Raw genomic sequence first — 16,255 nt, 5'->3', positions numbered from 1 at the left:
AATAATGATTAGAGCTCTAATTATATAAGTATCACCGCTGTGATTTCAAGTTTAAATAGTAGCCAATTTACTATGTAGTCTATTTGCTATGTGAATATAGCCTTAAAGGTTTCACACGCATTAACGAGCTTTAAAATCAACACATGATATTGATTACAATGCGATTTTATACAGATAGACCAGTTCGTGAAACGCAGCAATTTATGCCGCAACTCGCATAACTATTACACTATTAGTATCAATAGAAGCATTTATTATTAAAAGTTAATCTAGTTGTCACTCAGATGAAATAATCGACAACAAAAGCTTTTCAGTGCTTAAATCTCGCTCAACGGGGTCGCAAAGTTGCTCGTTGCCCTGCTGGAGTGTCTTCAACAAGTTTTCGAACGTATTTTTCTCGTCAAACACAGAATATAACTTCGGGTGAATGTAATACTGCCTACAAACAGAAGGCGTATTGCCTAGCATTTTTGACACGTGTGAACTCAACGAGTTTGGCCATTTACGGTTACGCCCTTCTCGCAAGTACCTATCTACGTCTGGGAAGCTTTGAAGTGCAAATCGACTGGCTGCCCAGGTTCGAAAATCTTTGCAGCTAAAATTGTCGCCTAAATGCTCGTGAATAAATGCATTTACATCTTCACTATGAATATCACACCACGAGCCATCGGCTAACTGATATCGAAATAAGCTGTAACCTTGAAGCTGAGTGCATTCACACACTAAGGAGGCTAATAAGGGATCGTCTATCGTAATAGTGCGTCGCTTACTGTGTTTACCAGAATATTCAAGAGACACCTTTTCTACCGTTGCTTCTTGAACATGTTTACGGCGAAGCGTGGTTAAGCCGTAGGTGTTATTTTCTTTACTGTACTGCGGGTTGCCTATTCTTACGCCGGTATAATCCAATAACAGGCATACCAAGGCTGATGCCCGCTCTATTGTCCACTGCTCGCCATTGACGAGTGTTCTGCAATATTCTCGAAACTCAGGTACTTTCTGACCGAACACCGTCAAACGTTTGAATTTTTCCGCCTGTTGCTGTTTATGCCAATCAGGATGATAAAGGTATTGTTTTCGCCCCTTAGTATCCAAGCCAATAGCTTGAATACTTGCTTTAGGGTCGCGACTAATGGTGACACTTTTCCAGTTAGGAGGAATGGCAAGTGATTTGATTCTGCGCAGCACACGCTGACCAGCTACCTTTCGACCGCTGGTATAACGATAATAAGCACCTTTGCCGCAAGGAATGCGCTTAATTGTGAGGTGTGGATGAGGCATACCCCCATCGACGACTTGCCCTATAGTCACGTGAACTCCTTTTTATAATATTCTTTATCGCAAACTTACTTCAAGGCTGCTTACTAGTGTGGCAACTTCTACTCGCCATTTTGAATGCCAAAGGAAGATGCAAGTTACGTGCATGTTAATGCCCCACCTAAAACCTATTTCCCTTTTCGAGGTAATCGGTTCGATTAAGAAAAAATTTTCATTATTTTCATATTATTAGCGGTGCGCTTTGATTTTAGAGATAACAACCGGCGGCGTTATTTTGATAAGTACCAAGGCTACCAATAAAAGATAGATTTACAGACTGAGACAAATTTTCATAGTGTGAGTAATTATGAAACATAGAGAAAATGCTATCTATAGACCTATGCTAATCATCAGTTAAATGAACTTAAGTTAACACTTCAGAAAACAGTAAATAAAGCATAATAATCATAATGTTACAGACGAAAGGAGCGTTTTAAATGTATGTAGACTAAAGTTTAACCCGTCAGCGGAACGCATTTTGAATGGTTATGAATGAATATTTGTAAATTCGCTTAATAGTTATGAATTTACCCGCCTTTAACACATTTCGTTAAAGGGTACCGCTTAGGTATACATTGACCGGGTTTATCGGAGAAGTTATGCAAACTGCTAATCATGAAAATCTTCGCGCATCTCTAGCGCCAAATGACCAAATTCAAGTTGCTGCCATATTTGAAGACAAATTGTCGGCAAAAAAAACCATACAACAACTGGCAAATTCCACTGATGTCAGTACTGATCAAGTGGCTTTCATCGACGCAAGCGATACTGCGATGAGTGAGAAGCTAGAACAAGAGAGTAAAAGTATAGGCAAAAACCTGTGGCACTCACACTTAATGCTCGGTGGAGTCGGTTTTCTTGTAGGTATGTTAGCGGCGTTTCTTTTAGTCTCGTTTGGCCCTGAATTAACGAAGCAAAATCCATTGTTTACCTACATCGCTTTAATAAGCCCAGGAATTTTTACTGGTTTGTTTGTAGCGGGCTTAGTTGGTCTTCGTCCAGACCGTTCAGAAATAGTACAAGCGGTAAGGCATGCCATTAGAAGAAATCACGTGGCGGTCGTTATTAACTTGAAAAAGAGTCAATCAGCGTCAGACATTGCATCGTTTTTGCATTCACGAAGTAAGAATGTGGTTGAAGCGGTACGCTAGTACGGTTCAAACCAATATTAGCAGCCTACTCCCTTTAACCGCATGTTAAGGGAGTTGCTCGATTTAGTTTCTTCATCTTTAACCTTTTTCTTTTGACCGTTCGTTTAGATTTGTGCTTGCTAGTCTGGGGCTATCAGGCTGAACTTTGGTCATCATCAGCCGTTAACTTTTTCGCGAGTGTAAAACACGCTGGAAATACTGCACCCCATACAATAGCTAATATAACCACAGTAATAAGTGGTGAATATCCAAAAGTCACCGCACCAAATTTCTGACCACCAAAATAACTTAACGGGGCGAACACAGCACCGCCTACCATGGCAAGTAATGGCTTATCAGCAAACGCACTCAAACTATGCTGTAATGATCCACCTAGTGCAGCCCACAGGCACACCAGCCAAATAGGTATTATCCAATGAGAAGCACCACCGCTAAACCAAGCTCCAGGCTCAAAACCAAATACCCCTGTTAACATCAACAGTGAGTCGACCGCGGTGCCCAGCAATAAAACTGCTATCATTATTTTACTGTCTGACTTTCGCAATGGTGAGTAAACAAGCCACGCGAGTAGTAAACCTACAACCAAGAAAGTGCTTTGGTATAAAACCACTAACCACCAAATGGTTTGAAACCATAGAAAGTTTACCAACTTGATAGTGAAACTGTTCGACATTGAATTCGCCTGTTTATGAATGTGCTTGCTGCGGTGAAAAATTTAATGGAACCACTACGCCACTATTTAACACTCAGTTCACTTATAAAGTTTTAACAAAACGTAATTTTTGGTGATTATTTTCATTCTACCTTCATAGATGCTTATTAGTAATAAACAAAAATAGCGTAACCACTGTATAAATAAATTGAATCTTTGAACAAAGGAAATGTGAACAGTATGAAGATGGTTAAATATTATGTACTCGGCGCAATTTTAGCACTAGTGCTAACATGGTTTAGCCCAACATTGTGGCTCTCTGTCATTTTTGCTTGGATCAGCTTTTCGCTGATTGCAGTGAGTAGCGCCTACTTGCTTAACTACCCTGCATTGTTCAGAAAACGAGAAGATGGGTCTATCCCTATTTATATACGTTGGGTCTTTGTTCCATTTTTATTGGGAAGCTGGTTATACAATGAGTATGCAAGGCGAACAGACAAGGTTCCTCCCTTTCAAAGAATTGATGACCAACTTTATCTAGGCTGTCGCATGTCTTCTCAGCATGTGGATATGCTTAAAAACAATAATATTAACGCTATCTTAGACGTTACCGCTGAATTCGATGGTTTAGATTGGACTGCCTATCAGCTAGATTTTGATTATTTAAATATTCCAGTCCTTGACCATACCAGCCCCACCCAAGAACAACTTACCCTTGCGATTAATTGGTTAGATCAACAACTTGTTGAAGGTAAAAATGTGGTTGTGCATTGCGCACTGGGTAGAGGTCGTTCTGTATTAGTGCTAGCCGCCTACCTACTGGCTAGGGATCCGTCGTTATCCATTTTAGATGCGATGGATAAAATTCAAGCAGTTCGTTCTACAGCAAGACTTAACAAACATCAGTTAGCAGCACTTGAAAAAATAAAGAATGGCGGAAGCTTGTCGTTGACTAAGCGTCTTACTCTTATTGCCAACCCTGTTGCTGGAGGGGGTAAATGGGATGTTGAAAAGGCGGATATTCTGTCAAGACTAAACGAAAAATTTAAAGTTACCGTTAAAGAAACAACCGCTGAAATAAACGGTGAAGTATTGGCTAAAGAAGCTTTAGTCGACGGGGCACAAATTATTGTTGCCTGTGGAGGCGACGGCACCATCACCGAAGTGGCCAATGCCCTTACCGATAAGAACGTCACTCTAGGGGTTATTCCACTTGGTACTGCCAATGCCCTTTGTCAGGTGCTCCATGGATATGCCAGTAAAATTGTTCCCATCAGTACAGCGTGTGACATCATCATTGACGGCAAAACTGCAGATATCGATACTGCCCAGTGTAATGGTCGAATGATGTTACTGGTTGCTGCGGTTGGGTTTGAAGAGCATATGATTTCTGCCGCGGATCGGGGCGAGAAAGACTCAGGTGGACAATTTGCCTACCTTAAGGGGCTATGGGAAGCCATAGGGAAAAATGACAACCTTAGTTTTCAAGTAAAGTTTGATGAAGATGAAGCCCAGCATCTACAAACACCAAGCTTAGTAATAGCTAATGCCGCGCCAATTACCACCGCACTTGCTCAAGGCGGAAATCTACCTGATGTAACCGACGGTAAATTAGATATCACATGGCTAACGCCGCAAGATTCTTCTGACCGACAACTACTCTCTTTGGCAGAGCTTGTTTTTGGGCCTGAAGAATATAAAACCAGTTCAGACAGCATCAGGCACAAACAAACCCCATCAATATCCCTTTATTTTGAGGAAGAAGTACCTTATGCGGTTGATGGTGAGATTTTCAGCGCTCGTGAAATCAATATCACCACACACCCTGCTAGTCTTAGGGTATTAACTGGTATAGACCATGCGCAAAATAACAGTCAATCCGCTTCACAATAGCTATAGGTAAAGATTACCGCAAACCCTATGTAAGAAATGCATTATTTAAGCGGTTACTTATGTATCGTAATAATAAGTAACCGCTAAAAGCTGAATTTACAATGACTTAGTGAGCTCGATATAGTGGAACGCTTCTCGCATTAACTAAACGTGTAATGTGTAAAGTGCTTTTTACGCCATATTTTTAGTTCAACTAGTTGAGGGATTACCGATGAAGATTTTCGAAGCGTTACGCCAAGATCATGAGAAACAAAGACTGTTACTTAAAATTCTCGCTGAGACCAGTGGAGACACGGCTGCACGCCGAGAGTATTACCAAGAGCTTAAAAACCAGCTTGAAAGTCATGCAATTGCAGAGGAGCGCCATTTTTATTCTCCTCTACTTAAAAAAGATGACGCTGTAGATTTAACCCGTCATGGTATTGCAGAGCATCATGAAATTGATGAGCTTATTGAAAAACTGGATGAGACCAAAATGGACTCACCAGGATGGCTACGTCATTTAAAATCTCTTCAGGAAAAAGTTGAGCATCACCTTGCTGATGAAGAGCAAGAGTTTTTCCAAGTTGCAGGCCGACTTCTTAACGATTCTCAAAAGAATAAACTTGCTGATTCTTACCAAGAAGAAATGGCAAAAGAACTCGCGCCTCACTAGGCGCGCGTTTTTCCTAAACCTTACGAATACAAAAAAGGCCAGTCATAGACTGGCCTTTCTTTTAATGTTTGGTTTTACTAAAAATTAGTAAAATGAACTATCGTTTAGCAATAATGTACACGGCGTGGATAACACCAGGGAAATAGCCAAACAATGTTAGAAGGATGTTTATCCAAAACTGAGCGCCAATACCAACTTGTAAGAATACACCTAGAGGGGGCAGTAAAATTGAAAGTATAATGCGAATAATGTCCATAATAATATCCTTGTTTTTGAAGTAATTTCACAGTTTACCCACTCTAACTGCAATAACTTACGCTTTTGAGCAGGCTTTGCTTTTATAATGCATATATTCTGCCAACAATAAGGGATTTACTGGTTCACGTCTATTCGCCTAAAGGTGAATTTTCTAACCACTCCTCTAGAGCATCCTTCGCTAAAGGTCGGCTAATGAAGAAACCTTGCGCAATATCACAGCCCCACTCTTTCAAAATATTTAACGATATCTCGTCTTCTACCCCTTCAGCGACCACTTTCAAATCGAATGCAGAAGCTAATCCCAGCACGGTGTGAACTATTTGTTTATCGTTGTCATCGGTGGCTAACGACAAAATAAAGCTCTTATCAATTTTGATGGTATCCACAGGCAGGTTCTTCAAATACGCAAGTGATGAGTAACCAGTACCAAAATCATCGATAGCAAAGTGAAACCCTCTGCTGGTCAATGAGTTCAAGTTTTCAATAGCAAGTGAGGCGTCGGCCACCAAATCACTTTCTGTTATTTCTAGCTCTAGCGCATCAGGTGAAAGTGCCGCATCGGTAAGCATCGAAACCAATTTATCGAGTAGCGGCTTATTTTGAATATCTTGAGTTGATAAATTCATCGCTACCGTAAAGCCATAGCCTTTCTGCCTGAAGTAGGACAAATCAGCAATGGTTTGCTGCATAACCCAAGTCGTGACTTGTTCAATCAAGGCAGCCTGTTCAGCAATGGTAATAAACTCATCGGGTGGTACGAAGCCAAGGGTGTCGTTATTCCACCTTATTAGCGCTTCCATACTGCATACTTTCATCGTGCTGAGATCAATTTTTGGTTGATACACCATCGAAAGCTCACTTTGATTGCTAGAAAGCGCTCGCTTAAGCTCGGTAGTAATAGTCAAACGCCTAACGTACTTAGCCTCAAGTTCTGGGCGATAGTGCACACACCATGCATTAGAATGAATAGCTTCGTCGGTAACAATATTAACTTTACGAAATAGCTCTTCTGAGTTGGTTGCATCCTGAGGACAAGACACCACGGCCATCGCCACCTTCACTGGGATTGAGATTAAGTTGCTTTCAACGGGCTGCTCTAAAATGTGTTTCAGTGTTTCTAATTGATTTTCGTCTAACGCCGTATCGGTAATATAGAGAATTTCTCCCCCCGCTAAACGTGCTGAAGTGCCAGGCCAGCGAAGCAAGCGCGTAGCGAGTGCCTTAAGCGTGTTGTCACCGTTGGAATAGCCATAAAGGTCGTTAGTGGTTCTAAAGCCAATAATGGTGATAGCAACAACTTGCAAGTTTACGTTTTCAGACATTTTTCCATCAAAATAGCCTTCAACGTAATTTCGATTAAACAAACCGGTTAGCACATCATGTTGCGCTTGATACCGAATGTGCTTTTCTCGGTGCTGAATGCTCTCTTGCATGCTATCCACTGCCGAGGCCAGCTCACTAATTTCTCGAAGTTTAGCGGGTTCATTTAGTGTAGCGCCATATTCTCCTCCAGCTACGCGGTTAACGGCTTCCACAAGATTAGAAACAGAACTGCTCACATTTCTAGCCAGTAGCATTGAGAACCCCAACGCCACCAGAACCGCAACTAGGGTTAACACGAGAATACTTAATTGGATGTCAGTAAACGCCTGAAAGGCATCTGATACATCAACGGCAATAGTAATGCGTACAGGAAGTTCCGACATCGACACTAGGCTAACTTCACGGCTAATGTAGGTGTTTTTTTGCTTGAATGTAACATCAACCCAAGAAGGCGTAGGATCACTTGTTAAAACTGATTCTACTTGCTCTGGCGAAAGTGTTGATGCAATGGGCATATTGTCAGTGATATTGGTGATAATAATTTCAGCATCAACAAGATTTTTTAATTCTTGTAGTAATGTTTCGTCAAACTCCACACCGATAATCATGTAATAGCGTAACGTGGGAATCTCTACTTTATATAGGTTTAATTGAATTAATGAGTCGTTAATAAGGAAAAAGCCACTTTCGTATCCTTTCGCAACCAAAGCGGTGCTAGCCTCTAAGGTTTCCCCTGGCTTAAACAGAGCACTATGAGATGCAACAATGGTGTGATCTAAATTCACTAATGCAATGACATTGGAATTAATGCGCGACGCATAACTTTCTAAAGCAGTTTGTATAGAAGGTAAATCTGCAGTTCCCACGGCTTGGCGAAAGTCGTAGGAGCGAAGTAGTACGTTAGATACATTTTTTATAATGGCTTGGCGATCTTCAATCAGCCTATGCAGTACCTTTTCAGTAACAGCGATATCTTGGCTAATATTTTGTTTTACTAAGTTGTTAGCTGACTTCCAAACCCCTGCAACAATGAGGAGTGAGGCTATAAAAATCCCGCCAAGAAGGGTTCTAAAAAGACTTTGTCGAAGTGATATTTGCAACCTACCGCTCCCAGCGCACCGTTCTAAACATAATACGTACATTCACTTTTTCTAATTGAGTTAGTAGCATAGCCCAAATACCGCAATACTAATAGTCGCTAGGTTGGTGTAATTCCTCATTTTGTAAAAAATTTACAGACACAAAAAAACCGACTAAAAGTCGGTTTTTAAAGTTGGTGCGGAAAGCGGGACTTGAACCCGCACGAGCTATGCTCACCACCCCCTCAAGATGGCGTGTCTACCAATTCCACCACTTCCGCAAAAATCTTAGTTAGGTACGTCTGAATCGTCAGCGTTAGCCTTAGGTACATCACCTTCAGTCTGAGGCGCATCACCCATTGGAATGTCATTCGTCGTTGCTGCATCTTCTGCAGGCGAATCCATAACAGGAACGTCCATATCAGCTGGCGCTTGAACCGGCGCTTCAACAGCCGCTGGTACTTCTAAATTATCCCACTCGTCTTCTGCACTTTCGCGGTTTGCTGTCATCGCACCTAATGTAAGGCTGATAAAGAAGAACAAGCCTGCAAGAATGGCTGTAGTACGAGTCATGAAGTTACCAGAACCACCTGAACCGAAAACCGTATTTGAGCCGCCGCTACCAAAAGAAGCGCCCATATCTGCACCTTTACCCTGTTGAATAAGAACAAAACCAATCAACAGCAATGCAACAATTAAATATGCTACCAGTAGCACTTCGTAAACCATAATTACCTCGTCAGTTTGCCGCTTGGCAAATTGAAATAAAATCTTCTGTCTTTAAGCTGGCGCCACCAATGAGGCCACCATCTACGTCTTGTTGTGCAAACAATGTTTTAGCGTTATCTGCTTTAACACTGCCGCCGTATAAAATTCTTAACCCTTGAGCAAGCTCAGCGTCTACTTTTGCAAAGTATCCACGAATAAATTCATGTACATCTTGCGCTTGTTCAGGAGAAGCTGTCTTTCCGGTACCTATAGCCCAAACAGGCTCGTAAGCCAGTACCGATTTAGAAAGCTCTTGAACGGTTAAACCGTCAACTAATGCATCAAGTTGTTCGCCAATAAAAGACTCAACCTGACCACTTTCTCTAATATCAAGTGACTCACCCACGCAAATAATTGGGGTTAGTCCGCTTGCAATTGATTTCTTTGCTTTCTCGGCCACTAAGCTATTGCTTTCACCGTGGTCGTCTCTTCTCTCTGAGTGCCCAACTATGGCGTACTTACAACCAAGTTCACTGAGCATGTCAGCAGAAAGGTCACCCGTGTGAGCGCCATTATCAAGATGACTTACATCTTGTCCACCCAGCGCAAAGGCTTGAGCAGAAAAGGCTGAAAGATATAAAGCAGGAGGACAAATAACTACATCAACATTATCAAGTGCATTATTCTCAAATGCATCGTTGAACGTAGTGACTAGAGAACGATTACCGTTCATTTTCCAATTGCCCGCTACCAGCGGCTTTCTTTTATTGTTATTCACAATGCAGACCTTAGCCCTGTCTTAAAGCGGGCGTGATATTAACGATTTCAGTAAAAATATACAAGTATAAAACGCAAAATTAGCAGTTCTACCAACTAATTGGCGACTTTACGAACAGTTTCAGCAATATGCTCTGCCCACTTGGAAGAATGCCCTTCATTATCAGACTCTACCATAACGCGAATAAGAGGTTCAGTTCCGCTTTTACGTAATAAAACGCGGCCTTTTTTACCTAATGCAGCCTCTGCTTCTTGTTTAGCGCCTTGCACATCAGCATGGGCTAGGTAATCTTGACTAGCATCTTGATAACGCACGTTCACTAAGCACTGAGGATACATATCAAAGCCATTGCTTAAATCGTGTAAATCTAAGTCTGAGCGTAACATTGCAGCGATAACTTGTAGGCCAGCAATAATGCCGTCGCCAGTTGAAGACGTGGCCAAATTAAGAATATGACCCGAGTTCTCGCCACCAATCGCCCAGCCTTTTTGCTGAAGCATTTCCATGACATAGCGATCCCCTACTTTACTTCGTGCAAAAGGAACGCCTAGCTTGCTAAAGGCAATTTCTAAACCAAGGTTGCTCATCAATGTGCCAACAACACCGCCTTGCATACGACCATTTTTAAGTGCATCGCGGGCAATCATATACACGATTTGGTCACCATCTATCACATTGCCTAAATGATCAACCATCATGATACGGTCGCCATCGCCATCTAAAGCGAAACCAAGATGTGCATTGGTTTCTTTTACTTTCTCAACGATTGCGTCCATCGAAGTGGCGCCAACGCCTTCATTAATATTTAAACCATTTGGCGCGGTACCAATTTCAACTACCGTAGCACCAAGCTCGCGCAATACGTTAGGCGCAATATGGTAAGTAGCTCCGTGGGCGCAATCTACTACTATTTTTAAACCGGTAAGAGATAAATCAGACGGGAAACTACCTTTACAAAATTCAATATAGCGGCCTGCAGCATCGTTGATTCTGGTTGCTTTTCCTAGCTTGTCAGAAGCAACACACGTCATTGGCTTATCAAGCATGTCTTCTATAGCCAGTTCAATATCATCGTCTAGCTTGAAACCGTCCGCTGAGAAAAACTTAATCCCATTGTCGTAATAAGGATTATGAGAAGCACTAATGACAATGCCGGCTTCTGAACGAAATGTTTTCGTTAGGTAAGCAATAGCCGGTGTAGGCATAGGACCTAGCAAACCACTATCAATACCTGCAGCCGATAAGCCTGCTTCTAAAGAAGACTCTAGCATGTAGCCAGATATACGGGTGTCTTTACCAATAAGTACTTTATTAGTGCCTCGTCCGGCAAGCACTTTCCCTGCTGCCCAACCAAGCTTAATAACAAATTCGGGATTAATATTACTTTCGCCCACTTTACCGCGTATGCCATCAGTGCCGAAATATTTACGCTGCCCCATGAAGGTTCCTTATTCTATTGTTGTTAGCATATTAACAATGTTAACTGCGTCCGCCGTTTCCTGTACATCGTGAACGCGGATAATATGCGCACCTTGCTGTGCTGCAATTGTAGCGAGGGTAATACTTCCCGCCAAGCGTTCATCCACATTTCTGTTTAACAAATTGCCAATCATTGATTTACGAGACATACCCACTAGCACCGGATAGCCCAGCGCCATTATGCTTTGGAGGTGTTTAACCAGTGCATAGTTATGTTCAAGGGTTTTACCAAAACCGTAACCAGGATCGAACAAAATTTGCTCTTTTTTAATGCCCGCCTCAATGCACTGCGATGCCCTTGCTAATAAAAATTGTTTAACGTCACCCACAACGTCTTTGTAATGGGGCTGTTGTTGCATATCTTTAGGCTGCCCTTGCATGTGCATTAAACACACAGGCACATTCGCATTTGCCGCTGCCGTTAGCGCACCGGGTTCTTGCAAGGCTCTTACATCATTAATTAGCCCTGCCCCAGCTTGCACAGCCTGGGTCATTACCTCAGCTTTACTGGTATCTACTGAAATAATGCAATCGGTATTGGCACGCAAAGCTTCAATTACGGGAATAACACGGTCTAGTTCTTCATCAAGTGACACTGCTGCGGCACCTGGTCGAGTCGACTCTCCGCCAACATCAATTAACGTAGCACCTTGAGATAACATCTTTTCAGCATGTTTTACCGCGTTTTCAAGGAGGGCATGTTTGCCTCCGTCAGAAAATGAGTCGGGTGTGACATTTAAGATGCCCATCACCTGCGGGCGGGATAAGTCTAATTTGTGGGAGGAGAACTGCATTTACTTACTCTTAAAATCAATCAGCCAGCACGGCCTGGTATCGGGTCATTTAAAATTATTACGGCACAAATAAAAAACGCCAGAAATACTGGCGTTTTATAAACTTTTTTAGCAACGTTTAGCTTGGTAAGTCACCTGGTTTACCAACAGACGGCTTATCAACACCATCGTTAGTAATTTCGCCTTCGCGAGTAGGCTTACCGCCACTTGGCTTGTCGCCATCAGAAGGACGACGATCATCCCAATCTGAAGGAGGACGAACTTCACGACGTTCCATCAAATCATCAACTTGCTTCGCGTCGATAGTCTCGTACTTCATTAACGCATCTTTCATGGCTTCCAAAATATCCGCGTTATCTTTTAGGATCTTTTCAGCTCGTGCGTAGTTGCGGTTGATGATGTCTTTAACTTCTTCATCAATTGCTAAAGCAGTTTGATTTGACATTCTGATTGAACCAGATGAAGAACGACCTAAGAACACCTCGCCTTCTTCTTCTGCGTATAGCAATGGTCCCATCTTGCTTGACAAGCCCCATTGTGTCACCATTTTTCGCGCAATATCGGATGCACGCTCAATATCGTTTGACGCGCCCGTAGTTACGCCTGCTTCGCCAAGGGTCATTTCTTCAGCAATACGACCACCATACAAACTAGAAATCATACTTTCTAAATGCTGTTTACTGTGGCTGTACTTGTCTTGTTCTGGAAGATACATAGTTACACCCAGCGCACGACCACGAGGAATAATAGAAACCTTGTAAACAGGATCGTGTTCTGGAACCAAGCGACCAACAATTGCATGCCCTGCTTCATGGTAAGCCGTGTTGGTCTTTTCTTCCTCAGTCATCACCATAGACTTACGCTCAGAGCCCATCATGATTTTATCTTTCGCTTTCTCGAACTCTTCCATCGCTACTAGACGTTTATTACCTCGTGCAGCGAATAAAGCAGCTTCGTTAACTAAGTTAGCTAAGTCGGCACCGGAGAAACCTGGTGTACCACGGGCAATAACGCTTGCTTCAACGTTATCGGCCACAGGCACTTTGCGCATATGCACTTTAAGAATCTGTTCACGACCACGGATGTCAGGTAAACCAACAACCACTTGACGGTCAAAACGACCTGGACGTAACAATGCAGGGTCTAATACGTCTGGACGGTTAGTCGCGGCAATAACAATAATGCCTTCATGACCTTCAAATCCATCCATTTCAACGAGCATCTGGTTAAGTGTTTGTTCACGTTCATCATGACCACCACCTAAACCTGCGCCACGTTGACGACCTACCGCATCGATTTCATCGATGAATATGATACAAGGCGCGGCTTTTTTCGCTTGTTCGAACATGTCACGAACACGCGATGCACCAACACCCACAAACATTTCTACGAAATCTGAACCTGAAATGGTAAAGAAAGGTACTTTTGCTTCACCAGCAATCGCTTTAGCAAGCAACGTTTTACCCGTTCCAGGAGGACCTACCATCAGTACGCCTTTAGGAATTTTACCGCCTAATTTTTGGAACTTAGATGGGTCACGTAAGAAATCTACCAATTCAGACACATCTTCTTTTGCTTCGTCACAACCTGCAACATCAGCGAATGTGGTTTTGATTTGGTCTTCACCTAATAGGCGAGCTTTGCTTTTGCCAAAAGACATTGCGCCGCGACCACCGCCACCTTGCATTTGACGCATGAAGAAAATCCATACACCAATAAGCAGAAGCATTGGGAACCAAGAAATGAAGATAGATGTGAGAAATGATTGTTCTTCTGGCGGCTCACCGTAAACGCGCACATCGTTTTTAACTAAGTCAGAAACTAACTTGTCGTCAAAATACGGTACGTACGTTTGGAATGTTTCGCCTGAACGTCGGGTACCACGAATTTCGCCGCTATTATTAATGCGAACTTCACGGATGTTACCCTGCTCAGCTTCTCTTAAAAAAGTTGTGTAATCGGTCTGTGTTTTCGACGATTCACCAGGTGAAAAGCTCTGAAAAACAGACATCAACACAACGGCGATAACCAACCATAAGATTAAATTTTTTGCCATATCGCTCAATGCTACTAACCTCTAAAAATCCGAAAGAATATACTTGTGAAAGATAAAACCACGAGAGTTTCACTAACACACATAAACTTTCGCAACGAAAATCGCTTACTCAAAGCGTACTACACTTTATACCCAAGAGCCACCAAATACACCTCACGAGACCGTGATCGTGATGAATCGGGCTTACGTGTTTTTATGGTTGTGAACGAGTCACGTAATGCGCGCAGAAAGGTATCAAAGCCTTCCCCTTGAAAAACCTTGATCATAAAACCTCCACCTGGTTTCAATACTTGATGACACATATCCAGTGCCAATTCACACAAGTACATCGACCCGGCTTGATCTACTGCTGCATTTCCAGACAGGTTCGGTGCCATATCAGACAACACTATATCTACGGTGTTCCCGCCAATTCTGTTCAATAACGCATTTAAAACAGCTTCATCTCTGAAGTCACCCTGCAAAAAATCAACGCCAACGATAGAATCCATCGGTAAAATATCGCATGCGATAACTTGCCCGTTGTCTCCTACCAGTTCAGAAGCGAGTTGTGACCAGCCTCCTGGCGCAGCCCCAAGGTCCACTACTGTGTTACCCGGACTGATAAGTTTGTCTTTTTGCTGAATTTCTTCCAATTTGAAGAAGGCACGCGATCGCTTACCCTGCTTCTGCGCTTTTTGCACATAATGGTCGTTAAAATGTTCTGTTAACCAGCGTTTACTGCTGGCAGAGTGCTTCTTTTTTGTCATTCCAATACATTGTCATTAGGATTGTAGAGAAGATGGCGTTAGAATACGTTAATTCAAGCTTAAATTTATAGATTAATTGTAAGAAAATTGACTACATGAAACTTTCAAATAAACAGAAACAATTTTTAAAAGGCCTAGCGCACCCGCTAAAGCCTATCGTACAGCTAGGTTCAAACGGCCTTACTGAAGGTGTTGTTGCGGAAATCGACAACGCATTAAATTTCCATGAACTGATTAAAGTTAAAGTTCCAACTGATGATCGTGAAGAAAAATCACTCATCATGGATGCGATTGTTCGCGAAACTAAGTCAGAAAAGCTACAAGTAATTGGACATACGCTAATTCTCTACCGTCCGAGTGAAGAGCGTAAAATTCAGTTGCCAAAATAAGTTATACCGTGGTGCCGGTTTTTGCCGGCACCATAGTTTTCGTACCGTATTACCGTTAATATTATGTTAATAGACATGATAATGTCGTTGTGGACATAAATTAACAAAAAAATAATACGGAACCTACGCGGAAACCCTATGACAGAAACAAAGCCTATCCCCGACTCGCTTCATACTACCTATTTACAGCAAAAGCCTCTTGAAAACCGAACCGCCATAGTCACGGGTGGATGCTCTGGTCTTGGTCATGCTACTGCCATTGCGCTTCGTGCGGCTGGTGCCAATGTGTGTTTACTCGATCTTAATGAAGAAATGGGTAAACAACGTGTTGAAGAACTCGATGCTGAACATACGCTGTTTGTTAAGGTTGATGTGAGAAGTGAAGATGACATTACCCATGCTATCGATAAGTGCATTGCTCGCTTTTCCTCGCTTTCCCTGTGCGTAAACTGCGCCGGCATTGCCCCGGCTAAACGTTTATTGGACCGCGACGGCAACCCAGCCCCCTTAGGTGACTTTCAAAACACGATTGATATTAATTTAGTGGGAAGTTTTAATGTGGCGCGCCTTGTGGCTGCAGCCATGGCGAAGCAAGCCCCATTGAATGAGGAAGGCGAGCGTGGCGTTATTATTAACACTGCCTCTGTGGCAGGCTATGAAGGGCAAATTGGCCAAACTGCGTATGCAGCCAGTAAAGGCGGGATTATTGCGCTTACGCTTCCTATGGCAAGAGATCTTGCTCCACTAGGCATTCGCGTTAACACTATTGCACCTGGGGTGATGGGAACCCCTATGCTGCTTTCCATGCCAGAAAAAGTTCAAGACGCCCTTTCTGCTAACGTTCAGTTTCCAAAACGCTTAGGCTTACCGGAAGAGTTCGGAAAATTAGTACTGCATATTGCCGAAAATAATTATTTAAATGGCGAGACCATTCGCTTAGACGGCGGCTTAAGAATGCCGCCAAAATAATTAGC

At 42.6% G+C, this 16,255-nt stretch carries 15 protein-coding genes and 1 tRNA gene; 5 read left to right on the top strand and 11 right to left on the bottom strand.

The window, feature by feature from the left end:
• Positions 1–276: 276 nt before the first annotated feature.
• Positions 277–1,311, bottom strand: a complete 1,035-nt coding sequence (locus tag J8L84_RS11365) for a DNA topoisomerase IB (RefSeq protein ID WP_211070794.1) — start codon at positions 1,309–1,311, stop codon at positions 277–279.
• A 605-nt stretch (positions 1,312–1,916) separates the two neighbouring features.
• Between J8L84_RS11365 and J8L84_RS11360 the strand changes: the two genes are divergently transcribed.
• Positions 1,917–2,468, top strand: a complete 552-nt coding sequence (locus J8L84_RS11360) for a hypothetical protein (protein ID WP_211070793.1) — start codon at positions 1,917–1,919, stop codon at positions 2,466–2,468.
• Between the two features lie 133 nt (positions 2,469–2,601).
• Here the strand turns inward: J8L84_RS11360 and J8L84_RS11355 are convergent, their stop codons facing one another.
• Entirely contained in the window at positions 2,602–3,141 is a 540-nt protein-coding gene (locus tag J8L84_RS11355) for a DUF2878 domain-containing protein (RefSeq protein ID WP_211070792.1), read from the bottom strand.
• Between the two features lie 219 nt (positions 3,142–3,360).
• Here J8L84_RS11355 and J8L84_RS11350 point away from each other — a divergent pair, with 219 nt between their 5' ends.
• Complete coding sequence (locus J8L84_RS11350; RefSeq protein WP_211070791.1) at positions 3,361–5,013, top strand: diacylglycerol kinase family protein; 1,653 nt, start codon at positions 3,361–3,363, stop codon at positions 5,011–5,013.
• Positions 5,014–5,224: 211 nt separating this feature from the next.
• A complete protein-coding gene (locus tag J8L84_RS11345) occupies positions 5,225–5,668 on the top strand; it encodes a hemerythrin domain-containing protein (RefSeq protein WP_211070790.1) in 444 nt (147 codons plus the stop codon).
• Between the two features lie 97 nt (positions 5,669–5,765).
• On the opposite strand, the gene J8L84_RS11340 is transcribed toward J8L84_RS11345, so the two are convergent.
• From J8L84_RS11340 to rlmE, 9 genes are all read right to left on the bottom strand, one after another.
• The gene (locus J8L84_RS11340) at positions 5,766–5,924 is read right to left on the bottom strand and encodes a YqaE/Pmp3 family membrane protein (protein ID WP_013784353.1); all 159 of its coding nucleotides are present in this window, start codon (positions 5,922–5,924) and stop codon (positions 5,766–5,768) included.
• Between the two features lie 130 nt (positions 5,925–6,054).
• Positions 6,055–8,349 (bottom strand): GGDEF domain-containing protein, encoded by a 2,295-nt coding sequence (locus J8L84_RS11335; RefSeq protein WP_211070789.1) that lies wholly within the window; start codon positions 8,347–8,349, stop codon positions 6,055–6,057.
• Between the two features lie 174 nt (positions 8,350–8,523).
• Positions 8,524–8,609, bottom strand: a tRNA-Leu gene (locus J8L84_RS11330).
• A 7-nt stretch (positions 8,610–8,616) separates the two neighbouring features.
• Positions 8,617–9,057 carry a preprotein translocase subunit SecG gene (gene secG / locus J8L84_RS11325; RefSeq protein ID WP_211070788.1) on the bottom strand — a complete coding sequence of 147 codons (441 nt, stop codon included), beginning with the start codon at positions 9,055–9,057 and terminating at the stop codon, positions 8,617–8,619.
• Positions 9,058–9,067: 10 nt separating this feature from the next.
• Positions 9,068–9,814: a triose-phosphate isomerase gene (gene tpiA, locus J8L84_RS11320; RefSeq protein ID WP_211070787.1), complete on the bottom strand. Its 747-nt coding sequence runs from the start codon at positions 9,812–9,814 to the stop codon at positions 9,068–9,070.
• A 95-nt stretch (positions 9,815–9,909) separates the two neighbouring features.
• On the bottom strand, positions 9,910–11,253 hold the full coding sequence (gene glmM, locus J8L84_RS11315; RefSeq protein WP_211070786.1) for a phosphoglucosamine mutase: 1,344 nt from the start codon (positions 11,251–11,253) through the stop codon (positions 9,910–9,912).
• Positions 11,254–11,262: 9 nt separating this feature from the next.
• Entirely contained in the window at positions 11,263–12,087 is an 825-nt protein-coding gene (gene folP, locus J8L84_RS11310; protein ID WP_211070785.1) for a dihydropteroate synthase, read from the bottom strand.
• A 118-nt stretch (positions 12,088–12,205) separates the two neighbouring features.
• Positions 12,206–14,152: an ATP-dependent zinc metalloprotease FtsH gene (gene ftsH, locus J8L84_RS11305; protein ID WP_211070784.1), complete on the bottom strand. Its 1,947-nt coding sequence runs from the start codon at positions 14,150–14,152 to the stop codon at positions 12,206–12,208.
• 110 nt (positions 14,153–14,262) lie between these two features.
• Positions 14,263–14,892, bottom strand: coding sequence for a 23S rRNA (uridine(2552)-2'-O)-methyltransferase RlmE (gene rlmE, locus J8L84_RS11300; RefSeq protein WP_211070783.1), 630 nt, complete (start codon positions 14,890–14,892; stop codon positions 14,263–14,265).
• Between the two features lie 95 nt (positions 14,893–14,987).
• On the opposite strand from rlmE, the gene yhbY reads away from it, so the two are divergent.
• Both yhbY and J8L84_RS11290 read left to right on the top strand, forming a co-directional pair.
• Positions 14,988–15,281, top strand: coding sequence for a ribosome assembly RNA-binding protein YhbY (yhbY, locus tag J8L84_RS11295; protein WP_013784361.1), 294 nt, complete (start codon positions 14,988–14,990; stop codon positions 15,279–15,281).
• 138 nt (positions 15,282–15,419) lie between these two features.
• A complete protein-coding gene (locus J8L84_RS11290; protein ID WP_247670720.1) occupies positions 15,420–16,250 on the top strand; it encodes a 3-hydroxyacyl-CoA dehydrogenase in 831 nt (276 codons plus the stop codon).
• Positions 16,251–16,255: the final 5 nt, after the last annotated feature.

Origin of the sequence: Alteromonas sp. MMG017, assembly GCF_018100795.1 — a bacterium.
Classification (GTDB): Bacteria; Pseudomonadota; Gammaproteobacteria; order Enterobacterales; family Alteromonadaceae; genus Alteromonas.
Note: the sequence above shows the minus strand (reverse complement) of the source record. Positions and strands in the feature narration are given on the sequence as shown.